The following is a 21,057-nucleotide window of genomic DNA, read 5'->3' as shown; positions in this document are numbered from 1 at the left end:
CGCGATGTCGGCTGGTCGGTGGGTGCTGCCGCTGTGCTGGACGGCGGTGCTGCTGGACGGGTTCGACCTGGTGGTGCTGGGCACGGTGCTGCCGGTGCTGCTCCAGGACCGGGTGTGGGGGCTGACCCCGGCGAGCGCGTCGGCAGTGTCCACGGTGGGCCTGGTCGGGATGATGCTGGGCGCGCTGGCCATCGGCACCGTCACCGACGTCATCGGCAGGCGCAGGGCGCTGGTCCTGGCGGTCACCGGCTTCTCCGCGTGCACCCTGCTGTGCGCGTTCGCGCCGTCGGCGCTGGTCTTCGCGCTGCTGCGGTTCCTGGCCGGGCTGGGCCTGGGCGGCTGCCTGCCCACCGCGATCGCGCTGGTCAACGAGTTCACCGGGCCGGGGCGCGGCGGTCGCGCCACCACGTTGATCATGACCGGCTACCACGTGGGCGCGGTGCTCACCGCGCTGCTGGGCATCGTGGTCATCCCGGCGTGGGGCTGGCGGGCGCTGTTCGTCATCGGCGCGGCCCCCGCGCTGGTGCTGGTGCCGCTGATGGCGCGCCGCCTGCCCGAGTCGCGCGGGTTCTCCGGCACGTCCGCGCGGCGGGTGGTCGGCTCGCTGTTCACCCCCGGCCTGCTGCGCGCCACGCTGGCGTTCTGGGTGGCCTCGTTCATGGGCCTGCTGCTGGTCTACGGTCTGAACACGTGGCTGCCGCAGATCATGCGGCAGGCGGGCTACCCGCTGGGGGCGGCGCTGGGCCTGCTGCTGACGCTCAACGTGGGCGCGGTGGTCGGCCTGCTGGTGGCGGGCGCGGTGGCCGACCGGGTGGGCGTGCGGCCCGCGACGCTGGCCTGGTTCACCGGCTCCGCGCTGTTCCTGGCGCTGCTGAGCGTCCGGCTGCCCGGCGCGGGCGTGTACCTGGCGGTGCTGCTGGCGGGCTGCTTCGTGTTCAGCGCCCAGGTGCTGGTCTACGCCTACGTCGGCCGCACCTACGGCGACGGCAACCGCGCCACCGGGCTGGGCTGGACCGCGGGCGTCGGTCGGGTCGGCGCGATCTGCGGTCCCCTGCTGGGTGGCGCGCTGCTGACCGCCGGTCTGGCAGACCCCTGGGGCTTCTACGCCTTCGCGCTGGTAGCGGCGTTGGGCGCGCTGGCGGTCGCGGCGGTGGGCACGCGCACGGGCATCACCCGAGCGGCGCAACGCCGGGTCGAACCCGCTTGAGCCGGGCTGGGGCGGCGCGGTCGCGCGGCGACCGTTTAGACTGCAGTCGACCCCAGCCTGATCGAGGGAGATGCGCGTGGCCGAGATGACCGTCCAGCTGGTCGCCGTGGAACGCCGCCTGTGGTCCGGCACGGCCACCTCGGTGGTCGCGCAGACGACCGAGGGCGAGATCGGCATCCTGCCCGGCCACGAGCCGCTGCTCGGCGAGCTGGTCGAGGGGGGCGTGGTGCGCATCCGCACCACCGACGGCGACCTGGTGGCCGCCGCGGTGCACGGCGGCTTCCTGTCGGTCACCACCGACGGGGTGAGCATCCTCGCCGAGGACGCCGAACTGGCCCACGAGATCGACGTGGAGCAGGCGCGCTCGGCGCTCCAGGACGCCGACGAGGTGGAGCGGGCCAGGGCCAACGCGCGCCTGCGGGCCGCGGGGCAGACGGTCTGACGGCGGACGCGGACGAGCGGGCAGCGCCGTGGGGATCGCCGAAGTAGTCGGGGTGGTCCTGTTCATCGCGGTGGTGGTCCTCGCGTACTTCGCGTGGCGCCGCATCCGCCTGCTGCGCGCCGGGGGCGTGCACGTGGCGCTGCGCTCCCGGTTGGACGAGAGCGGGCGCGGCTGGCACCTGGGCGTGGGCCACTACCGGGGCGACGAGTTCGCCTGGTTCCGGGTGCTGAGCCTGAAGATCGGCCCGGACCGCATGATCCACCGCGACGGGTTCGAGATCGACACCCGCCGCGAGCCCACCGCTCCTGAGGCGTACGCGATGCCCGTGGGCGCCCAGGTGCTGCGTTGCCGCACCGTTGACGGCGAGGTGGAGCTGGCCATGGGCCCGGACGCCCTCACCGGCTTCCTGTCCTGGCTCGAATCCGCCCCACCCGGCCGCTCCATCCCCTGGGCCAGCTAAGAACCACCGCGTCGGCAAGTACTACCCGACCCGCCGCAGCGGGCCGTTGACTACTACCCGCCGTGCGTCCCGCAGAGGGCGGGTAGTAGTTACGCGCTCGACGACGGGGGACGGGTAGTACTTGCCGACGTTGTTAGGGGAGGTGGAGGACGGCGTCGGAGCCTGCGAGGACGTCCCGCTCCAGGGGGAAGTAGTGCCTCGTGGTGTTGTCGGCGCGGGGGCGGGCGTCGGGGATCGCGCTGGTCGGGGTCAGGCTCCAGGTGCCTGCGCGGTGCTGGAGGTAACCCTCGTAGGTGTCCGGCTCGGGTTCGCCCAGCTCGAACGCCTTGCCCCGGCCCAGGCTGCCGACGACGACGCGGTACCGCTCGCCCAGCAGGGACGCCATGACGGCCCCGACGCCGAACCAGGTGACGTCCACGTCCCCCACGCGCATGGTGCCGGGGGTGCGCCGCAGGTGCAGGTTGTGGGCGAAGACCAGGGTCGGGCCCCGCTCGGCCTCGGCCTCCCGGATGTCGAGCAGGTTCCTGGCCATGAGGGCGTCCCTGGTGGCGGTCAGGTCGCGCAGCCGCACCCGCCGGTCCACGCGCTGCGCGCACCGGTGGTGGTAGCGCAGCAGGTCGATCCCGGCGGCGAGGTGCGTCCTGGTCCGGGACCACTCGGCGGGTGAGGTCGCGGCGATCAGCTCCGGGGCCCGCGCGTAGAGCTCGGTGAGCATGTCGTCGGCGATGGCGCGCAGCCGCACGGCCTCGGGCGTGGCGCCGATCGACTCGGCGGGGTCCAGGACCGCCTCGGTGCGGCTCCACCGCTCGTCGTCGCCGAGCAGGCCGGTGAGGTCCAGGTCGAGCCCGAGGTAGTCGCGGGCGCGTTCCAGGTGACGCCGGGGGCTGGGGGCGCTCATGGTCTCGGTGGGGATGTCGAAGCCGTGGAAGGCCAGGCGCTCCCGCGGCGGGAGGTCCGCGTTGTGCTCGCGCATCCAGGCGACCAGCCGCCGGTTGGCCGCGATGCTCCCGAAGTCGTGGGTGAAGCCCTCGGCCATCACCTGGTCGAGGGTTCCCGCGCCCTCTCGGACGTAGTCGTCCACGACCAGCGCGGCGGCGCGGTCGGTCTCCAGGGCGATCGAGCGGAAGCCCTCGGCGGCCAGCTGGGCGAACAGCTCGTTGCGGACCTGGGCGAAGGCCGGTTCCGCGTGGGTCGGCTCGCCCAGTGCCAGCAGGGTGCACGGCGCGGTGGTGAAGTCCCGGATGTCCTGACTCATGGGATTCAACCGTATCGTTGAAACGTCGGTTGAGGCTTTTGCCGCGAAGCGGGACGACATCGCGGTAAAAGCCTCAACCGGGGGTCAGGCGTTGTCGGCGGGCTGCCAGAGCACGTCGCCCTCGGGGTTGGCGATCCGCGCCAGGATGAACAGCAGGTCCGACACGCGGTTGAGGTACTTGGCGGGCAGCGCGCTGGTCGTCTCCGGCTCGGCCTCCAGCAGCGCCCACGTGCTGCGCTCCGCCCGCCGGGCCACGGTGCGGGCCTGGTGCAGCAGCGCCGCGCCGGGGGTGCCGCCGCTGAGGATGAACGAGTCCAGCTTGCCCAGCCGGGCGTTGAACTCGTCGCACCACCGCTCCAGCCGGTCCACGTACGCCTGGGTCACCCGCAGCGGCGGGTGCTGCGGGTCCGGCACGACCGGGGTGGACAGGTCCGCGCCCACGTCGAACAGGTCGTTCTGCACCTTGCGCACCACCGCGACGACCTCGGGCTCCAGCGAGCCCAGCGCCAGCGCCACGCCGAGCACCGCCCCGGTCTCGTCCACGTCGGCGTAGGCCGCGATGCGCGGGGAGGTCTTGGGCACGCGGGAGAAGTCGCCCAACCCCGTCGTGCCGTCATCCCCCACGCGGGTGTAGATCTTCGTCAGGTGAACCGCCATGACGGCACCCTACGGGCCGCCCGGCACTGTCCCGATTCAGTCGCTCCGTAGGATGACGCCATTCCAGATTGGAGTTCCTTGGTGAGTGAGCACTTCCGGGTCCAGGGCGGTGCGCGGCTGGTCGGCGAGGTCGACGTGGTGGGCGCCAAGAACAGCGTCCTCAAGCTGATGGCCGCGGCGCTGCTGGCCGAGGGCACCACCACGATCACCAACTGCCCGGAGATCCTGGACGTCCCGCTGATGGCGGACGTGCTGCGCAGCCTCGGCTGCGAGGTGGACATCGACGGCGACGTGGCCACCATCACCACGCCCGCCGAGCTCAACCACCGCGCCGACTCCGAGGCGATGGGCAAGCTGCGCGCGTCGGTGTGCGTGCTGGGGCCGCTGGTGGGCCGCTGCAAGCGCGCGGTCGTGGCGCTGCCCGGTGGCGACGCGATCGGCTCGCGCCCGCTGGACATGCACCAGAGCGGCCTGCGCAAGCTGGGGGCGCGCAGCGAGATCGAGCACGGCTGCGTGGTCGCGGAGGCCGAGGGCCTGCACGGCGCGCAGATCTGGCTGGACTTCCCCAGCGTGGGGGCCACCGAGAACATCCTGATGGCCGCCGTGCTGGCCAACGGCACCACGGTCATCGACAACGCCGCGCGCGAGCCGGAGATCGTCGACATCTGCGTGATGCTGCAGCAGATGGGCGCCCGGATCGAGGGCGCGGGCACCTCGACGCTGACCGTGCACGGCGTGGAGTCGCTGCGGCCCACCGAGCACCGGGTGATCGGCGACCGGATCGTGGGCGCGACGTGGGCCTTCGCCGCCGCCATGACCCGCGGCGACATCACCGTGCGCGGGGTCGACCCGCACCACCTGGACCTGGTGCTGGAGAAGCTGCGGATGGCGGGCGCGGAGGTCACCACCGCCGGCCACGACACCTTCCGCGTGGTGCAGCACGACCGGCCGCAGTCGGTGGACTTCGTGACGCTGCCCTACCCCGGTTTCGCCACCGACCTGCAGCCGTTCGCCATCGCGCTGTCCAGCGTCTCCGACGGCACCTCGATGATCACCGAGAACCTGTTCGAGGCGCGGTTCCGGTTCATCGAGGAGATGGTCCGGCTGGGCGCGGACGCCCGCACCGACGGCCACCACGCGGTGGTCCGAGGCGTGGAGAAGCTGTCCAGCGCGCCGGTGTGGGCCTCCGACATCCGCGCGGGCGCGGGGCTGGTGCTGGCCGGGCTGTGCGCGGACGGCACCACCGAGGTCTACGAGATCTTCCACATCGAGCGCGGCTACCCCGGTTTCGTGGAGAACCTGCGCAAGCTGGGCGCGACGGTGGACCGGGTCACCGCCTGAGCAGCAGCCTGGCCTCGGCCAGGTCCGCCGGGAACACCATCAGCCGGTGCGCGCCGCCCCGGCTGACCACGGTGGCCCGGATGCCCGCGGCCCGCAGGCGCCCCGCCAGCGCCTGCGCGGCCTCGGCGGTCGGCTCCTCGGCGACCTCGCGGAGCAGGCCGAAGTCGTCCCCGGTGTAGTCCGGCACGGCCCGCCGGTCGTTGCCGAAGGCCCAGCGCAGCACCAGGGCGAGCAGGCCCAGCAGTACCGCGAGCAGCAGGAACGTGGTCACGCGGTAGATGGTCCTCCAGGACCGATCCAGTGAGCAACGGCACGGTGCGCGTTAGTTACCGTTCAGTACGCTCTGGGCGACGACGACGACGACGTTCCCGGCCATCGGAGGTTGCCGTGCCCTACCCGGCCGACCGCGAGCGCGACCGCCCCTGGGTGATGCGGACCTACGCGGGCCACTCCTCCGCCGCCGCGTCCAACGCCCTGTACCGGCGCAACCTGGCCAAGGGGCAGACCGGCCTGTCGGTGGCCTTCGACCTGCCCACGCAGACCGGCTACGACCCCGACGACGAGCTGGCCAGGGGCGAGGTCGGCAAGGTCGGCGTGCCGATCAGCCACCTCGGCGACATGCGGCAGCTGTTCGACGGCATCCCGCTGGCCGAGGCGAACACCTCCATGACCATCAACGCGACGGCCATGTGGCTGCTCGCGCTGTACGTCAGCGTCGCCGAGGAGCAGGGCGCGGACCGGGCCGCGCTCGCGGGCACCACGCAGAACGACATCATCAAGGAGTACCTGTCGCGGGGCACCTACGTGTTCCCGCCGGGACCGAGCCTGCGGCTGACCACCGACGTGGTGGCCTGGACGGTGGCCAACGCGCCCAGGTGGAACCCGATCAACATCTGCTCGTACCACCTGCAGGAGGCCGGGGCGACCCCGGTGCAGGAGCTGGCCTACGCGCTGTCCACCGCCATCGCGGTGCTGGACTCGGTGTTCGACTCCGGGCAGGTGCCCGCGGAGCGCCGCGGCGACGTGGTCGCCCGCATCTCCTTCTTCGTCAACGCGGGCGTGCGGTTCGTCGAGGAGATGTGCAAGATGCGGGCGTTCGTCCAGCTGTGGGACGAGATCACCCGCGACCGCTACGGCATCGCCGACCCCAAGCACCGCCGCTTCCGCTACGGCGTGCAGGTCAACTCGCTGGGGCTGACCGAGGCGCAGCCGGAGAACAACGTGCAGCGCATCGTGCTGGAGATGCTGGGCGTGGCGCTGTCCCGCGACGCCCGCGCCCGCGCGATCCAGCTGCCCGCGTGGAACGAGGCGCTGGGCCTGCCGCGCCCGTGGGACCAGCAGTGGGCGCTGCGGATGCAGCAGGTGCTGGCCTACGAGACGGACCTGCTGGAGTACGAGGACATCTTCACCGGCTCGCGGGTGGTCGAGGCCAAGGTCGCCGAGCTGGTCGCCGGGGCGCGCGAGGAGATCGACCGCGTGCAGGCGATGGGCGGCGCGGTGGCCGCGGTGGAGTCCGGCTACCTGAAGTCGCGGCTGGTGTCCTCGCTGGCCGAGCGCCGCCGCCGGGTGGAGACCGGCGAGGACGTCGTGGTGGGGGTCAACCGGTTCGACACCACCGAGCCCTCGCCACTGCAGGCCGAGGGCGCGAACGCGATCGAGACCGTCGACCCGGCCGTGGAGCACCGGGCGGTGGAGGCGATCCGCAAGTGGCGGGCCGAGCGCGATGACGCGGCCGTGCGGTCCACTCTGGACGAACTGCGCGCGGCGGCCCGCAGCGACCGCAACCTGATGGAGGCCACCATCGCGTGCGCGCGTGCCGGGGTCACCACGGGGGAGTGGGCGGGGGCGCTGCGCGAGGCGTTCGGCGAGTACCGCGCCCCCACCGGGGTGTCCGCCGCGTCGGCCTCCGGTGAGGTGGGCGCGGAGATCGCGCGGGTGCGCGAGCGGGTCCGCGAGACCGGCGAGGAGCTGGGGGAGCGGCTGCGCATGCTGGTCGGCAAGCCGGGCCTGGACGGGCACTCCAACGGCGCCGAGCAGGTCGCCGTGCGGGCCCGCGACGTCGGCTTCGAGGTGGTCTACCAGGGCATCCGGCTCACCCCGGCGCAGATCGTGGCCGCCGCGGTGCAGGAGGACGTGCACGTGGTGGGCCTGTCGATCCTGTCCGGCTCGCACCTGGAGGTCGTGCCCGCCGTGGTCGACGGGCTGCGCGAGGCAGGTGCCGGGGACATCCCGGTCATCGTCGGCGGGATCGTCCCGCCCGGCGACGCCGAGAAGCTCCGCGAGCGCGGCGTGGCCAGGGTCTTCACCCCCAAGGACTACGAGCTCACCCAGATCATGGACGAGATCGTCACCGTCATCCGCCAGGCGCACGTCCGCTGACCCCGCGAACCGAGCGTCCGGGCACCACCGACCGAGCGTCCGGACAACGCGAACCGAGCGTTCAGGCGCGGCCGAGGACCTCGGCCGTGGTGGTGATCTCGGCGAAGCCGCCGCCGCGCAGGCTCACCGCCGTGGCGTGGGCCAGCTGGTCGGCGGTCAGGTCCTCCAGGTCGAACGTGAACGTCGCGTCGAGCACCACCCGCACCCGGTAGCCGAGGTTGCCGCCCACCCGCGCGGTCGTCTCGACGCACATGTTGGTCTGGACGCCCGCCAGCACGATCCCGGTGATGCCGCGCTCGCGCAGCCACCCGTCGAGGTCGACCTCGCCGTGGAAGGCGGAGTTGACCTCCTTGCCGAACACCAGGTCCGCCGCGAGTCCGTCCACTTCGGACTTGAAGGCGTTGCCGGGCCGCCCCGGCCGCAGCGGCGAGCCGGGGGTGGTGGAGTCGTGCCGCACCAGCACCAGCGGCCCGTCCCACCCGGCCGCCAGCGCGGCGATGTTCGCCTCGGCGTCGGGGTTGTCGCGCTTGCCCCAGTAGGGGTCGTCGAAGCCGCGCTGCACGTCGATCAGGATCAGAGCGGAAGTCATGCGGTCGAGTCTGGGCCGCCGGGGGCGGCGCGGGGGAGTGGCACGACTGGCGCGCGGGGATACTTTTCCGCCACTACTCCAGCCGTGCCGCGCGCACGGGCGAGCAGGTGATCGACACGGCCTGGCCCGCCAGCCCGGCCACGGCCACCCACACCGCGACCTGGCTGCCGAAGACGTCGATCAGCACGCCGCCCAGCGGGGCCCCGAGCACGATCGCGCCCCGGTTCAGCGACCGCATCGTCGCGCTCGTCCTGCCCAGCAGCCGGTCCGGCGTGACGAACTGGCGGTAGGCCAGCTCGACCGGCCCGGACAGGCCGATCGCCAGGCCGAACAGGAACTGCGCCCCGCACAGCAGGACCAGCCCCCGCGCGTCGCCCCCGGCCCACGGCAGCGGCAGGTAGGCCAGCGGCGTCAGCCACCGCTCCACGACCACCACCCGGCCCGCGCCGAAGCGCCGCGCCGCCGGTCCGGACAGCGAGGCGCCGAGCACCGCGCCGACGCCGCTGAGCGCGTAGGCCGTGCCGAGGGCGAAGGTGTCGAAACCGAGGTCGGCCAGCACCAGGTACGGGAAGACGGTGACCGCCACGCTGTTGAACAGGAACCACACGTGCGAGTTGATCGCCAACGGGGCCAGCGTCCGGTGCCGGTACAACCACGCCAGCCCCTCCCGCAGCTCGCGGCCGAGGTGTCGGGACGGCGCGGGGGCCACCCGCTCCGTCACCCGCAGCGTGGCCAGCACGAGCCCGGACACCAGGTAGGACACCGCGTCCAGCAGGATCGCGACGGGCGCGCCGACCGCCTTGACCAGCCAGCCGCCGACCACCGGCCCGACCGCCTGGGCTACCGCGCCCGCCTGCCCCAACCGCGCGTTCGCCTCGGTCAGCAGCGACCGGGGCACCAGCCGCGGCAGGAACGACTGGTGCGCCGCGTCGTACACCAGCGACAGCGCGCCGAACACCGCCACCAGCGCGACCAGCAGCGGGACGGTCAGCAGCCCCAGCACCGCCAGCAGCGGGATCAGCCCGAGCACCGCGGCGCGGGCGAAGTCCGCGCCCACCAGCACCGGGCGGCGTCGGTAGCGGTCCACCAGCACCCCCGCGACCAGCCCGAACAGCAGGTACGGCAGCCAGCGGGCGGCACCGAGCACGCCCACCTCGGTGCCGGAGGCGCCCAAGTCCTCGATGGCCAGCGCCTGCAACGCCAGCGCGGTCACGTACGTGCCGAGCAGCGACACCGCGTCGGCCGCCCAGAAGCGGACGAACCCCCGGTGGTCGCGCAGCCGAACCTCCGCCATGTTCCCCCCGAGTCCCATCATCGCCCGAGCGGTTACCGTCCCGCCATGCGCGTCGTGGGTGTCCTCGTGCTGCCCGGCAGCCGGATGTTCGACCTGTCCGTGGTCGCCGAGGTGTGGGGCGTGGACCGGACCGACTCCGGTGTCGGCCCGTTCGAGCTGCGGGTGTGCGCGCCGGGGCGGGCGGCCACACCGGTCGCGCCGCTGGGCGTCGTCCCGGCCACGCACGGGCTGGCCGGGCTGCGGGACTGCGACCTGGTGGTGGTGCCGGGACGGGAGGACCCCTTCGCGCCGGTGCCCGCGAGCGCCGTGCGGGCGCTGCGCTCGACGACGGGCGCGGTGGCGGCGCTGTGCTCGGGGGCGTTCACCCTGGCAGCCGCCGGGCTGCTGGACGGCCGCGAGGCCACCACGCACTGGCGGCTGCTGGACGACCTGACGCGCGCCGCGCCGCGAGCGGAGGTGCTGCGCGACGTGCTCTACACCGACGGCGGCGAGGTGCTCACCTCGGCGGGGGTGGTGGGCGGGCTGGACCTGTGCCTGCACCTGGTGCGCCGGGCGCACGGCGCGGACGTGGCCGCGGCGCTGGCCCGGCGGCTGGTCATGCCGCCCGCCCGTGAAGGCGGTCAGCGGCAGTACGTCGAACCCCCGTTGCGCGGCAATGCTCCCCGCGCGGGCTTGTCGTCCACTGTGGACTGGGCGGTGGCCAGGATGGCGTCTCCGATCGGGGTGGCGGAGCTGGCCGCGCACGCCGGGATGAGCGAGCGCACGTTCCACCGCGCTTTCCTGGCCGCCACCGGCAGCACGCCGGGCCGGTGGCTGCGGGCGCAGCGCGTGCTGCTGGCGCGGCGGCTGCTGGAGACCACGGACCTGCCGGTGCACCGGGTGGCGGAGCGGTCCGGTCTTGGCACGCCCGCCAACCTGCGCAGGCGGCTGCGCGACGAGCTGGGCGTGGCCCCGGACGCCTACCGGCGGACCTTCCGGGTGCCTACCGCTTCGTGACCTCGACGACGCCGCCCTGCCCGTCCACCAGCAGCCGCGCGCCCAGCGGCGCGGACAGCGTCACCCGGTAGGGCTGCGTCCGCAGGTCCGCCGTGCGGGGGCACCCGCCGAGCTCGCCCGCCGTCCGCAGGCCGACCGCCACGCTGGTGGCGGACTCCGCCACCACCGCCTCGGCGGTCACCGGACCGTGGCCGGGACACGCCTGAGGCGCGGCGAGCATCGTCACCTCCAGCTCCAGGCCGTCCTCGGTGGCGGTGTACATCGAGGGGCGCGCGGGCCACACGGCGCTGGGCGCAAGCGCTTGCCGGGCCAGTGAGCTGCCCGATTCGGTGGTGAACCGCCACGCGGGCAGCTCCAGCGCGCCCCGGTCGGTGCGGAACCGCGCCGTGCCGAACTCGGCGCGCACCAGCTTCACCGGCGGCCGGTCCGAGGGCCTCGACATCGCGGCCACCGCTTCCGCCGCGCCGATCAGCGGCAGCGCGCCGGGCTCCGGTGTCGCGGGAGGCGGGCCGACCAGCTCGTAGCGCCCCGACAGCTTCTCCTCGTTGGATGCGAAGCCGCGTTCCACGGCCAGCGGCTCGCCCAGCAGCACGATCGGGCGAGGGTGGCGGTCGACCGGGAAATCCACCGGTCGCAGTGGCGCGGGGGTTGTCGTCCGCCCCGTCTCGGAGGCGTTCACCCCGCACCCGGCCAGCAGCAACACGGCCAGCAGCAGATGCGCTCTCACGTCCCCAGGACGGATCGCGCGCCCCGGTGGGTTGCGCCTACGGTTCGGACATGCCTGAGCACATCACCGCCGAGCGCACGGGTGACGTCGTGCGCATCACCATGAACCGCCCCGAGCGGCGCAACGCGCTGTCCACCGCGCACCTGGCGGAACTGCTGTCGGCGTTCCGCGCGGTCGCCGCGACCGACGCCAGAGGCGTCGTCCTGGCGGGCGAGGGGCCGGTGTTCTCCGCAGGCCACGACTTCGCCGACGTCGCCGCGCGCGACCTGGAGGGCGTGCGGGAGATGCTGACGCTGTGCACGGAGCTGATGCGCACCATCCAGTCCGTGCCGCAGGTGGTCGTCGCACGGGTGCACGGCCTGGCCACGGCGGCGGGCTGCCAGTTGGTGGCCTCCTGCGACCTCGCGGTGGCCGCGGAGGAGGCGGGGTTCGCCCTGCCGGGCGGCAAGGGCGGCTGGTTCTGCCACACCCCGGCGGTGCCGGTGGCGCGCAGCGTGGGGCGCAAGCGGCTGATGGAGATGGCGCTGACCGGCGACGTCGTGGATGCCCGCACGGCCGAGCGGTGGGGGCTGGTCAACCGCGTCGTGCCGCTGGCGGAGCTGGACGAGGCGGTGGACGAGCTGCTGGCGCGCGCCACGCGGGGCAGCCGGGCCAGCAAGGCGCTGGGCAAGCAGACCCTCTACGCCCAGCTCGACCGCCCGGAGGCGGACGCCTACTCGATCGCCGTGGAGGTCATGGCCGCCGCGTCCCAGACCGCGGCGGCCGAGGAAGGCATGTCCTCGTTCCTGGAGAAGCGCCCACCCACCTGGACCGACTGACCCCCAACCGCGTCGGCAAGTACCACCCGACACGCCCAGTGGGGCCGCTGACCACTACCCGGCAGCGCACGCGCCGCACGAACGTGGAACTCAGGGGTTCCGGGGGTTCGACTCGCGGGGGAGCAGCTTGTAGAACACGGTCGTCGGCTGGAGCACGCCACCGGGGTCGGTCGCGAAGTCGGGGATCACGCCGACCTCGGTCCAGCCCGACGACCGGTACAGCCGCTCGGCGGGCGAGCCGGTCTGGGTGTCCAGCACCAGCAGCGTGACCCCGCGCCCGACGGCCCCCCGCTCGGCCGCCCCCAGCAGCGCACCGGCCACCCCGCGACCGCGCGCGTCGCGCCGCACCATCAGCTTGGCGATCTCCGCGCGGTGCCTGCCGTTGGGCATGGCGGCCAGGTGCAGCTGCACGGTGCCCACCACCCGGCCGTCCACGCACGCCACCCACAGCACGGCCGCGCCGTCGGCGACCGGGGCCGCCCGGCCGCGCCAGTACGCCAGCGCGTCCTCGCGCCGCAGCGGCGACAGGAAACCCAGCGACGCGCCGCCCGCGACCACGTCGTCCAGCACGTCGGCCAGTTCCCCGGCGCGGGCGGACACCTCGGCGGGGCTCAGTTCCGCGATCTCGATCACGGCTGGGCGTGCTCGTGCAGCAGCAGCAACGTGTACGCGGCGATGGACTGCGCGTCGGTGATCTCGCCGCGCGTGATCATCGCCTCGAACTCCGCGCGGGGGAACCACGCCGAGCGCATGTCCTGCTCCTCGTGCTCCCGCTCGTGGAAGCCCTCGACCAGCTGGGTGGCCAGGAAAACCCGGCCGCGCTGGCTGGACATGCCCGGCGCCACGTCCAGCAGGCCCAGCTCCACCAGCTTCCCGGCGCGCAGCCCGGTCTCCTCCCGCAGCTCGCGCTCGGCCAGCACCAGCGGGCTCTCCTCGGCCAGCTCCGGCGCGGTGCCCTGGGGGAACTCCCACCGCCTCATGCCGAGCGGGTAGCGGTACTGCTCGACCAGCCGCAGCCGCTCCCCGTCCAGCGGGATGATCAGCGCGTAATCCGGCTTGTCCACCACGCCGTAGATCCCGGTGCTGCCGTCCGCCCGGCGGATGGGGTCCTCCCGGACCGTCATCCACGGATTGGCGTACACCTGACGCGATCCGAGCGTTTCCACGATCACTCTCCCTGTGCCAACTCCGAGCGCCGCCGCCCGTAGCCGAAGTACACCACCAAGCCCGCGACCGTCCACACGCCGAAGGCGATCCACGTCGCGGGAGCCAGACCCGCCACCAGCAGCACGCACATCCCCAGCCCCAGCAGCGGCACCAGCGGCACCAGCGGCGTGCGGAACCCGCGCGGCAGGTCCGGGCGGGTCCGCCTGAGCACCACCACGCCGATGTTGACCAGCCCGAAGGCCACCAGGGTGCCGATGCTGGTGGCCTCGGCCAGCTGCCCCAGCGGCACCAGCGCGGCCAGCACCGCGACCGCCCCGCCGACCAGCAGCGTGTTCGCCGTCGGCACCCGCCGGGAACCCAGCCGGGCGAACAGCTTGGGCACCAGGCCGTCGCGGGCCATCGCCACCAGCACCCGCGTCTGTCCATACAGGACCGTCAGCACCACGGAGGCGATGGCCACCACCGCGCCCGCCGCCAGCACCGTCGACGGCCAGCCGCGACCGGTGACCTGCGCGAGCACGGTGGCCAGCGAGGCGTCCGAGCCCTCCAGCGGCCCCACGCCCACCGCCGCGACCGCGGTCAGCGCCACCAGCACGTACACCGCGGTGACCACGGCCAGCGAGATCACGATGGCGCGCGGCAGGTCGCGCTGCGGGTTGCGGGCCTCCTCACCTGCGGTCGACGCCGCGTCGAAACCGATGAAGGAGAAGAACACCAGCGAGGCCGCGCCGGTGATCCCGGCGACCCCGGCGGGCGCGAACGGGGCCAGGTTCTCGGCGCGGAACCCGAACACCGCCACCACCACGAAGAACACCAGCACCCCGACCTTCAGCAGGGTCGCGGCGGTGGTCACCGCGGCGCTCTCGCGCACCCCGCCCAGCAGCACGGCGGTGGCCAGCAGCACCACCACCGCGGCGGGCAGGTTCACCACCTCCCCGGACAGCGCGGCGGGCAGTTGGACGCCCAGCGTGGCGTCCAGGAAGGCGTTGAGGTAGCCGCTCCACCCCACCGCCACGGCGGCCACCGACACGCCGTACTCCAGCAGCAGGCACCACCCGCACACCCACGCCACCAGCTCGCCCAGCGTGGCGTAGGTGTAGGAGTAGGCCGAACCGGAGACCGGCACCGCGCCCGCCAGCTCGGCGTAGGACAGCGCGGAGAACAGCGCCGCCAGCGCGGCCACCGCGAAGGAGACCGCCACCGCCGGACCCGCCACCGGCGCGGCCTGCCCCAGCACCACGAAGATGCCCGTGCCCAGGGTCGCGCCGATCGACAGGGAGGTCAGCGACAGCAGTCCCATGCGCCGGTCGAGCGAATCGGGTGGCTGTCCGACGGGCTTGGTGCGCAGCAGGGGTTTCAGCAGGGACACGACCCCCGACGGTACCTGTCCGCCACGGAGCGCCCGCACCCCGTAGCCTGTCCGCCGTGCGCCTCGTCATCGCTCGCTGCCAGGTCGACTACGTCGGACGCCTCACCGCTCACCTGCCCATGGCGCAGCGGCTGCTGCTGATCAAGGCGGACGGGTCGGTCTCCATCCACTCCGACGACCGCGCGTACAAGCCGTTGAACTGGATGAGCCCGCCCTGCTGGCTCATCGAGGACCCCGGCATGTGGGTGGTGCAGAACAAGGCGGGCGAGAAGCTCATCATCACGCTGGCCGAGGTGCTGCACGACTCCAAGCACGAACTCGGCCCCGAGCCCGGCCTGGTCAAGGACGGCGTCGAAGCCGACCTGCAGAAGCTGCTGGCCGAGCACGTGACCACGCTGGGCGAGGGCTGGACCCTGGTCCGCCGCGAGTTCCCCACCGCGATCGGCCCGGTGGACCTGATGTGCCGGGACGCCTCCGGCGGGGCGGTGGCCGTGGAGATCAAGCGGCGCGGGGAGATCGACGGGGTGGAGCAGCTCACCCGGTACCTGGAGCTGCTCAACCGCGACCCGCTGCTGGCCCCGGTGAAGGGCGTGTTCGCGGCCCAGCAGATCAAGCCCCAGGCGCGGACGCTGGCGGAGGACCGGGGCATCCGCTGCGTGGTGCTGGACTACGACGCGCTGCGCGGGATCGAGCCGGACGAGTTCCGCCTGTTCTGAGCCACACCAGGTGCGTCCGCGCACCCCTTGCCCCGGCGGAGATCTCGAACAGTTGGCAAGCGCGCTCCGCGCTGCGGGAGATCAGGTGGAAGCCGCCTTCCACCGAGTTGACCTCCACGCGGTCGCCGTAGGCCAAGCCGTAGCCCGCGACCCTGCCACCGGCTCGTTCACCGTGCTCCTCCACGATGGCGAACAGTCGGGGGGCCTGGTCCTCGGCCATCACGCGCATGATGTGGGCGAACTCTTCCTCGGTGCACAGCGGTTGTGCCGCTACTTCGGCAGGGTCCTCTCCCGGCTTTTTCACGTGCGGACCTCCGCACGGCGTAGGAGCGCATCCAGCCGCTCCAGGGACGACCGGCCGCTTCCGAGCGGGATTCGTGTTCGGCACCGGCTTGCCCTTCTGTTGTCGATGCGCGTTGCGCTGAATGGCGTCTACCTGCCCGCGGATGTCGGTTCGAAGCTTCGCGGTGTACCGCAACCTGATCGGTGCGCTATTCCGTGTTGATCGTCCGACACCGCTACCGGACTCAGCGTGGGCGTTAGACCGTTCGGGCGGAGTCGCCCGGAAAGGGGGCCATATGGCGAGGAGTGGCCAGAAACAGGGGCCACAATGGTGACGTCCCGCCTACTCACCCGTCAGGATGATCCTATGCGCGAGCCGACGAGCATCGGGGAGTTGCTGCGCCGGCTTCGCGCTGGCGCTGGGCGCTCGCAGAGCGAGCAAGCCGATGTGCTGTCCGAACGTGCCGGTCGTGCGGTCACTCGCAATGAAGTGTCTCGCTGGGAGACTGAAAAGCGGATGCTGACGCCGTACTGGCAGCAGCATTACGCCGACAGCTTCGGTATTCCCGTGGGCATTGTGAAGCGAGCGGTTGCGGCCGCCAAGGCCAGGCGTCGGCTTGAACAGCGAGAGCACCACGGAGGAGATGACGTGCAGCGGCGAGAATTTCTTGGAGCGATGGCAGGGTTGGCAGTGACCCTGCCAGGTGTTGCGCGGTCAGAGGTGGGCTCTCGACTGGGCGTGGGCGACGTGCGGATGATGCTCATGCGCAGTGCCAGGCTCCGCCGCCTGGACGACTACCTCGGTGGTGCCGACACCGTTCACCTCTACGCCACCGAGCTGGCGGCAACCACGAAGCTGGTGCGCGAAGCCAGTTGTACGACTGCGGTCCGCAAGGCGTGCACGGCAGTCATCGCTGAGCAAGCGCAGCTCGCTGGGTGGGCGGCCTTCGATGCCGGGATGCACGACGTAGCGAAGCAGCACTACACCACCAGTTTCGCGGCGGCCAAGGAAGCCGAGGACGCAGCTCTAGCCGGCAACGCCCTCGCGTTCCTCGCCTACCAACAGGTGACCGTGGACAAGCCGAACGTCGAGACGGCTACCGCCTCGTACGCCATCGCGGAGCGGCAGGCCACGCCGAAGGTCCGAGCCCTCCTGCTGGAGCGGATGGCGTGGACGCACGCTGTCGCCGGTCAAGCCGACGCTGCTGATCGTGCCTTGGCTGAAGCTGCCGAAGTGGTTCACCAGCGGGATGAACGCCCTGAACCTGACTGGGTCTTCTGGGTGGATGAAGACGAGATCAAGATCATGGCCGGTCGGTGTTGGACGCAGCTCCGGCGTCCGCTTCGCGCCGTGCCCGTCTTGGAGGATGTGCTCAGCCGCTACGGCGACACTCATGCTCGCGACAAGGCGATGTACCTGACGTCGCTGGCTCACGCCTACCTCGATGCGGGGGAGGTGGAGCAGGCCGCGACCATCACGGAGCGCGCCGCGCGACTGGCAAGCGGAGTGGGGTCGGTGCGGCCTGCTGAGAAGATCCAGAAGCTAGTCCGGCGGTTGAAGCCGCACCGCTCGTTGCCGATGGTGTTCAGCGCGATCGAGACCGCAGGTCTACTGGCTACTGCTCAGGTGTGACCGTTCGACGCAGCCAGGCGAGGTAGTCCTCGGAGGCCGCGACGAGCGGCAGGGCAGTCACCTCGGGGTTGTCCCAGGGATGTTCACGGCGAAGGTGCGCCTCCAGCGCTGGGTAGCGATCGGTCGTGGTCTTGAGCGTCACCTGCCACTCTTCACCTTCGCCCTGTTCGCTCAGGTGCCAGAAGAACGACATCACCGGACCGGACACCTGGGCACTTGCCGCCAGGCGGGCGGCCACGGCAGAGCGAGCCAGGTCTGCTGCGGAGTCACGGTCGGCGGTTGTCGTGGTTACCTGCAGGCCGTCAGTCATGCGAACAGTGTATGCGCGAGAATTACCGCGATGAAATATGCGGCAAACCCGATCGGGTAAATGTAGTTGGCAAAGTGCGGGTCTGAGTGGACAGTCAGGATAAAAGGGCTTTCGCTCGGGCTGTGATCCGAATTGCCTGCTCCGGTGCGGGTTCTGGTGAAGTGCCGCTTGGTCAGAATCTTGAGTGGCAGTTGGACGCTGGTGGAGGACCGGGGGATTCGCTGCGTGGTGCTGGACTACGACGCGCTGCGCGGGATCGAACCGGACGAATTCCGCCTGTTCTGAGCCGCACATGCCTCCTCCGTCGCGACTACTGCTGCTCGAACGCACCGTTGTCGAGCCCGTGGAGGAACGACACCCACCGGCGGGGCTTGAAGCGCAGCACCGGTCCCGTGGGGTTCTTCGAGTCGCGCGCGACGACCGCGCCGTGGACGGGAGCTACCTCGACACAACTCGCGCCGTTGCCGCTGTAGCTGCTCTTCCGCCACGGCGCGCCCGACAGACCTGCCTCACCCATGGTCTTCCTCCTCGCTGCTGTCGCTCTCGGCCACGAACGCTCGTTGTGGTGTCCATGGTCGGGGTAGTGGGTGGAAAATTGGCGGACGCGAAGGACCCGGCACTGCCCTTATGCTCCGGTGGCGGGCGCTCCCGAGCGTCGACGAGTTCATCCGCGCGGTTGGTGGCGAAGGGGACTTGGGTGGGGACGCTCAGCGTTGACGAGCTGGTCGGCCGGGACGAATGGGAGTCGGTCATCGAGACCCGGCGACGCCCCTTCGTGGTCTACAAGTTCGCCGCCACCCTCGACGGCCGGATCGCCGCCGAGGACGGCACCAGCCAGTGGATCACCAGCGCCGAGAGCCGCGCCGAGGTGCACCTGCTGCGCGCGGGCTGCGACGCGACGGTGGTCGGCTCCGGCACCCAGCGGGCGGACAACCCCAACCTCGCCGTGCGCGGTAGCGACGATCCGCGACTCGACCTGTCGATCGTGGACAACCCGGAGCGGCAGCCGCTGCGGGTGGTGATCGACAGCAATGCCAGGACGCCGCGTGACGCCAACGTCTGCAACGACGCCGCGCCCACGCTGATCGTGGTGGCCGAGGACGCCGACGCCTCGCACCTGGACGGGGTGGCCGAGGTGCTGCGGGTCAGGCGCGCCGACCGGGGGCTCGACCTCCACGACGTCCTGGCGAGACTGCTCGCCCGAGGGGTGCGCGGGGTCTTCCTCGAAGGCGGGCCGACGCTGGCGGGCAGCTTCATCGCGCGGGGGCTGGTGGACCGGGTGGTGAACTACGTGGCTCCCGCGCTTTTGGGCTCGGGCAAGAGCGGCCTGCAGGACGCGGGCATCCGCAGCATGTCCGACATCCTCCGGCTGGAGCTGGTCGACGTGGCCAGGTCCGGGAGCGACGTGCGGCTGGTGGCGCGGCCGGTGCGGCGCTAGGTCGCGTCGGCAAGTACCACCGGAGGTCGCGAACGCTCGGTTCGCGGTGTCGGAACGCGCGACTCGCGGTGCGTGAGCGCGCGACTCGCGGGTGGGGGAAGCGGGCGCGGTGGAGGGTCACTCGGTGGGGGGAACGTGCCGTGAGCAGGGGTTTAGGCGCGGGTAGCCATCTCCGGCGGAGATCGTCCAACTGGTCTACGGTCCGGTGCGCCGGGTCAACATCGGTGTGGCGTAATGTCCGCTGTTGGGGCTTGTTGTTCGATCCTGCGAACAGGGAGGTGGGCGAAGGTGCCCGTGCTGGCCGAGGCGGATCTCCGGTTGGACGCCGGACCGCTGGACTACGCGTTGCTCGCGGTCTACTTCGTCGTCGTGCTCGGCATCGGCTTCCTGGCCCGCCGGTCGGTGTCCACGAGCCTGGACTTCCTGCTGTCCGGGCGCTCGCTGCCCGCGTGGGTGACCGGCCTGGCGTTCATCTCCGCCAACCTGGGCGCGATCGAGCTGCTGGGCATGGCCGCCAACGGCGCGCAGTACGGCATGCCGACGGTGCACTACTACTGGATCGGCGCGATCCCGGCCATGGTGTTCCTCGGCCTGGTGATGATGCCGTTCTACTACGGCTCCAAGGTGCGCAGCGTCCCCGAGTTCCTGCGCCGCCGCTTCGGCACCGGCGCCCACCTGGTCAACGCGGTCAGCTTCGCCGCCGCCCAGGTGCTCATCGCGGGCGTCAACCTCTACGCGCTGGCCTCGCTGCTGAACCTGCTGCTGGGCTGGCCGATCCCGCTGTCGGTGGTCATCGCCGCGGCGATCGTGCTGGCCTACACCACGCTGGGCGGCCTGTCCGCCGCCATCTACAACGAGGTGCTGCAGTTCTTCGTCATCGTCGCCGCGCTGCTCCCGCTGACCCTGGCGGCCCTGCACAAGGTCGGCGGCTGGCAGGGCCTGGTGGACAAGGTCACCGCGGGCCCCGGCGGCGCCGAGCAGCTGTCGGCCTACCCGGCGACCGAGCTGACCGGCTTCCAGAACCCGGTGCTCAGCGTCATCGGCATCGTCTTCGGCCTGGGCTTCGTGCTGTCGTTCGGCTACTGGACCACGAACTTCGCCGAGGTGCAGCGGGCGCTGTCGGCCAAGAGCATGTCGGCGGCCAAGCGCACGCCGATCATCGGCGCCTACCCGAAGGCGCTGATCCCGGCGATCATCATCATCCCCGGCATCATCGCCGCGGTGGTGGTGCCGGAGGTGCAGGCGCTCAAGGCGGGCGACGCCAGTTCCGGGGTGGTCTACAACAACGCCCTGCCGCTGCTGATCCGCGACCTGCTGCCCAACGGCATGCTGGGCATCGCCATCACGGGTCTGCTGGCCTCGTTCATGGCCGGTGTCGCGGCGAACGTGTCCTCGTTCAACACGGTGTTCACCTACGACCTGTGGCAGGACTACGTCCGCAAGGACCGCCCGGACGAGTACTACCTGCGGGTCGGCCGCCTGGCCACCATCGGCGGCACCATCGTGGCCATCTTCACCGCGTTCCTCGCGGCGGGCTACGGCAACATCATGGACTACATCCAGGCGCTGTTCTCGTTCTTCAACGCGCCGCTGTTCGCCACGTTCATCCTGGGCATGTTCTGGAAGCGGATGTCCGCGGCGGCGGGCTGGGCGGGCCTGGTGGCGGGCACGCTGGGCGCGGTGCTGGTGTTCGTGCTGGCCGAGACCGGCGTGCTCGACCTGCCCGGCCAGGGCGCCAGCTTCCTGGGCGCGGGCGTGGCGTTCGTGGTGGACATCGTGGTCAGCGTGGCGGTGACCATGGTGACCAGGCCGGTGCCGCAGGAGCGGCTGGTGGGCCTGGTCTACAGCCTCACGCCCAAGGAGGACCGCAAGCACTCCACCACCGGTGAGGACGCCGGGTGGTACCGCTCGCCCGCGCTGCTCGGCGGCGGTGTGCTGGTCCTGACCGCCGTGCTCAACATCATCTTCGGCTGAGGG

The 21,057-nt window shown here is 72.0% G+C and carries 22 protein-coding genes and 1 pseudogene; 12 read left to right on the top strand and 11 right to left on the bottom strand.

Annotation, left to right across the window (positions count from 1 at the left end):
- The first annotated feature begins 4 nt into the window (after positions 1-4).
- From JOF41_RS24630 to JOF41_RS24620, 3 genes are all read left to right on the top strand, one after another.
- The gene (locus tag JOF41_RS24630; RefSeq protein ID WP_209622275.1) at positions 5-1,207 is read left to right on the top strand and encodes an MFS transporter; all 1,203 of its coding nucleotides are present in this window, start codon (positions 5-7) and stop codon (positions 1,205-1,207) included.
- 76 nt (positions 1,208-1,283) lie between these two features.
- Complete coding sequence (locus JOF41_RS24625; protein ID WP_189222667.1) at positions 1,284-1,649, top strand: F0F1 ATP synthase subunit epsilon; 366 nt, start codon at positions 1,284-1,286, stop codon at positions 1,647-1,649.
- Positions 1,650-1,677: 28 nt separating this feature from the next.
- Complete coding sequence (locus JOF41_RS24620) at positions 1,678-2,109, top strand: DUF2550 domain-containing protein (RefSeq protein ID WP_189222668.1); 432 nt, start codon at positions 1,678-1,680, stop codon at positions 2,107-2,109.
- A gap of 133 nt (positions 2,110-2,242) precedes the next feature.
- Here the strand turns inward: JOF41_RS24620 and JOF41_RS24615 are convergent, their stop codons facing one another.
- Together JOF41_RS24615 and JOF41_RS24610 are read right to left on the bottom strand one after the other, a co-directional pair.
- Complete coding sequence (locus JOF41_RS24615) at positions 2,243-3,364, bottom strand: erythromycin esterase family protein (RefSeq protein WP_209622272.1); 1,122 nt, start codon at positions 3,362-3,364, stop codon at positions 2,243-2,245.
- A gap of 84 nt (positions 3,365-3,448) precedes the next feature.
- Complete coding sequence (locus tag JOF41_RS24610) at positions 3,449-4,021, bottom strand: cob(I)yrinic acid a,c-diamide adenosyltransferase (protein ID WP_189222670.1); 573 nt, start codon at positions 4,019-4,021, stop codon at positions 3,449-3,451.
- Positions 4,022-4,102: 81 nt separating this feature from the next.
- Between JOF41_RS24610 and murA the strand changes: the two genes are divergently transcribed.
- The gene (gene murA, locus JOF41_RS24605) at positions 4,103-5,362 is read left to right on the top strand and encodes a UDP-N-acetylglucosamine 1-carboxyvinyltransferase (protein WP_209622269.1); all 1,260 of its coding nucleotides are present in this window, start codon (positions 4,103-4,105) and stop codon (positions 5,360-5,362) included.
- On the opposite strand, the gene JOF41_RS24600 is transcribed toward murA, so the two are convergent.
- Complete coding sequence (locus JOF41_RS24600; RefSeq protein WP_229795324.1) at positions 5,352-5,633, bottom strand: SPOR domain-containing protein; 282 nt, start codon at positions 5,631-5,633, stop codon at positions 5,352-5,354. The genes murA and JOF41_RS24600 overlap by 11 nt on opposite strands.
- A 116-nt stretch (positions 5,634-5,749) precedes the next feature.
- Here JOF41_RS24600 and JOF41_RS24595 point away from each other — a divergent pair, with 116 nt between their 5' ends.
- Entirely contained in the window at positions 5,750-7,741 is a 1,992-nt protein-coding gene (locus tag JOF41_RS24595; protein ID WP_209622266.1) for an ethylmalonyl-CoA mutase, read from the top strand.
- Positions 7,742-7,802: 61 nt separating this feature from the next.
- On the opposite strand, the gene JOF41_RS24590 is transcribed toward JOF41_RS24595, so the two are convergent.
- Together JOF41_RS24590 and JOF41_RS24585 are read right to left on the bottom strand one after the other, a co-directional pair.
- Entirely contained in the window at positions 7,803-8,330 is a 528-nt protein-coding gene (locus JOF41_RS24590) for an isochorismatase family protein (protein ID WP_209622263.1), read from the bottom strand.
- Between the two features lie 73 nt (positions 8,331-8,403).
- Positions 8,404-9,624, bottom strand: coding sequence for an MFS transporter (locus tag JOF41_RS24585; RefSeq protein ID WP_209622260.1), 1,221 nt, complete (start codon positions 9,622-9,624; stop codon positions 8,404-8,406).
- Between the two features lie 45 nt (positions 9,625-9,669).
- Here JOF41_RS24585 and JOF41_RS24580 point away from each other — a divergent pair, with 45 nt between their 5' ends.
- A complete protein-coding gene (locus JOF41_RS24580) occupies positions 9,670-10,620 on the top strand; it encodes a GlxA family transcriptional regulator (protein ID WP_209622256.1) in 951 nt (316 codons plus the stop codon).
- On the opposite strand, the gene JOF41_RS24575 is transcribed toward JOF41_RS24580, so the two are convergent.
- Positions 10,607-11,347, bottom strand: a complete 741-nt coding sequence (locus tag JOF41_RS24575) for a hypothetical protein (RefSeq protein WP_209622253.1) — start codon at positions 11,345-11,347, stop codon at positions 10,607-10,609. The genes JOF41_RS24580 and JOF41_RS24575 overlap by 14 nt on opposite strands.
- Positions 11,348-11,397: 50 nt before the next feature.
- Here JOF41_RS24575 and JOF41_RS24570 point away from each other — a divergent pair, with 50 nt between their 5' ends.
- On the top strand, positions 11,398-12,165 hold the full coding sequence (locus JOF41_RS24570) for an enoyl-CoA hydratase-related protein (protein WP_189222677.1): 768 nt from the start codon (positions 11,398-11,400) through the stop codon (positions 12,163-12,165).
- Between the two features lie 90 nt (positions 12,166-12,255).
- On the opposite strand, the gene JOF41_RS24565 is transcribed toward JOF41_RS24570, so the two are convergent.
- The 3 genes from JOF41_RS24565 to JOF41_RS24555 are packed head-to-tail and all read right to left on the bottom strand — an operon-like array spanning position 12,256 to position 14,701.
- Positions 12,256-12,798, bottom strand: coding sequence for a GNAT family N-acetyltransferase (locus JOF41_RS24565; RefSeq protein ID WP_209622250.1), 543 nt, complete (start codon positions 12,796-12,798; stop codon positions 12,256-12,258).
- Positions 12,795-13,331 carry an NUDIX domain-containing protein gene (locus JOF41_RS24560; RefSeq protein ID WP_189222679.1) on the bottom strand — a complete coding sequence of 179 codons (537 nt, stop codon included), beginning with the start codon at positions 13,329-13,331 and terminating at the stop codon, positions 12,795-12,797. The genes JOF41_RS24565 and JOF41_RS24560 overlap by 4 nt, the downstream gene beginning before the upstream one ends.
- Before the next feature lie 2 nt (positions 13,332-13,333).
- A complete protein-coding gene (locus JOF41_RS24555) occupies positions 13,334-14,701 on the bottom strand; it encodes an amino acid permease (RefSeq protein ID WP_307867516.1) in 1,368 nt (455 codons plus the stop codon).
- Positions 14,702-14,757: 56 nt separating this feature from the next.
- Between JOF41_RS24555 and nucS the strand changes: the two genes are divergently transcribed.
- The gene (gene nucS / locus JOF41_RS24550; RefSeq protein ID WP_189222680.1) at positions 14,758-15,417 is read left to right on the top strand and encodes an endonuclease NucS; all 660 of its coding nucleotides are present in this window, start codon (positions 14,758-14,760) and stop codon (positions 15,415-15,417) included.
- 649 nt (positions 15,418-16,066) lie between these two features.
- Positions 16,067-17,332, top strand: coding sequence for a helix-turn-helix domain-containing protein (locus JOF41_RS24545; protein WP_209622247.1), 1,266 nt, complete (start codon positions 16,067-16,069; stop codon positions 17,330-17,332).
- On the opposite strand, the gene cutA is transcribed toward JOF41_RS24545, so the two are convergent.
- Positions 17,316-17,642 carry a divalent-cation tolerance protein CutA gene (gene cutA / locus JOF41_RS24540; protein ID WP_209622244.1) on the bottom strand — a complete coding sequence of 109 codons (327 nt, stop codon included), beginning with the start codon at positions 17,640-17,642 and terminating at the stop codon, positions 17,316-17,318. The genes JOF41_RS24545 and cutA overlap by 17 nt on opposite strands.
- A gap of 195 nt (positions 17,643-17,837) precedes the next feature.
- Here cutA and JOF41_RS24535 point away from each other — a divergent pair.
- A pseudogene (locus JOF41_RS24535) lies at positions 17,838-17,927 on the top strand (endonuclease NucS); the annotation flags it as partial.
- A 25-nt stretch (positions 17,928-17,952) separates the two neighbouring features.
- Here JOF41_RS24535 and JOF41_RS24530 read toward each other — a convergent pair.
- Positions 17,953-18,159, bottom strand: coding sequence for a DUF397 domain-containing protein (locus JOF41_RS24530; RefSeq protein WP_209622241.1), 207 nt, complete (start codon positions 18,157-18,159; stop codon positions 17,953-17,955).
- Between the two features lie 180 nt (positions 18,160-18,339).
- On the opposite strand from JOF41_RS24530, the gene ribD reads away from it, so the two are divergent.
- Both ribD and JOF41_RS24520 read left to right on the top strand, forming a co-directional pair.
- Positions 18,340-19,080 carry a bifunctional diaminohydroxyphosphoribosylaminopyrimidine deaminase/5-amino-6-(5-phosphoribosylamino)uracil reductase RibD gene (ribD, locus tag JOF41_RS24525; RefSeq protein ID WP_307867514.1) on the top strand — a complete coding sequence of 247 codons (741 nt, stop codon included), beginning with the start codon at positions 18,340-18,342 and terminating at the stop codon, positions 19,078-19,080.
- Positions 19,081-19,368: 288 nt separating this feature from the next.
- The gene (locus JOF41_RS24520) at positions 19,369-21,054 is read left to right on the top strand and encodes a sodium:solute symporter family protein (RefSeq protein WP_189222684.1); all 1,686 of its coding nucleotides are present in this window, start codon (positions 19,369-19,371) and stop codon (positions 21,052-21,054) included.
- Positions 21,055-21,057 lie beyond the last annotated feature (3 nt).

Origin of the sequence: Saccharothrix coeruleofusca, from assembly GCF_017876325.1 — a bacterium.
Classification (GTDB): domain Bacteria; phylum Actinomycetota; class Actinomycetes; order Mycobacteriales; family Pseudonocardiaceae; genus Actinosynnema; species Actinosynnema coeruleofuscum.
Note: the sequence above shows the minus strand (reverse complement) of the source record. Positions and strands in the feature narration are given on the sequence as shown.

Bases quoted from the DNA above. Each gene is read 5' to 3' on its own strand.
- JOF41_RS24630 (WP_209622275.1), top strand. From the start codon at position 5: ATGTCGGCTGGTCGGTGGGTGCTGCCGCTGTGCTGGACGGCGGTGCTG.
- JOF41_RS24615 (WP_209622272.1), bottom strand. From the start codon at position 3,364: ATGAGTCAGGACATCCGGGACTTCACCACCGCGCCGTGCACCCTGCTG.
- JOF41_RS24610 (WP_189222670.1), bottom strand. From the start codon at position 4,021: ATGGCGGTTCACCTGACGAAGATCTACACCCGCGTGGGGGATGACGGC.
- JOF41_RS24590 (WP_209622263.1), bottom strand. From the start codon at position 8,330: ATGACTTCCGCTCTGATCCTGATCGACGTGCAGCGCGGCTTCGACGAC.
- JOF41_RS24585 (WP_209622260.1), bottom strand. From the start codon at position 9,624: ATGGCGGAGGTTCGGCTGCGCGACCACCGGGGGTTCGTCCGCTTCTGG.
- JOF41_RS24580 (WP_209622256.1), top strand. From the start codon at position 9,670: ATGCGCGTCGTGGGTGTCCTCGTGCTGCCCGGCAGCCGGATGTTCGAC.
- JOF41_RS24570 (WP_189222677.1), top strand. From the start codon at position 11,398: ATGCCTGAGCACATCACCGCCGAGCGCACGGGTGACGTCGTGCGCATC.
- JOF41_RS24545 (WP_209622247.1), top strand. From the start codon at position 16,067: ATGCGCGAGCCGACGAGCATCGGGGAGTTGCTGCGCCGGCTTCGCGCT.
- cutA (WP_209622244.1), bottom strand. From the start codon at position 17,642: ATGACTGACGGCCTGCAGGTAACCACGACAACCGCCGACCGTGACTCC.
- JOF41_RS24530 (WP_209622241.1), bottom strand. From the start codon at position 18,159: ATGGGTGAGGCAGGTCTGTCGGGCGCGCCGTGGCGGAAGAGCAGCTAC.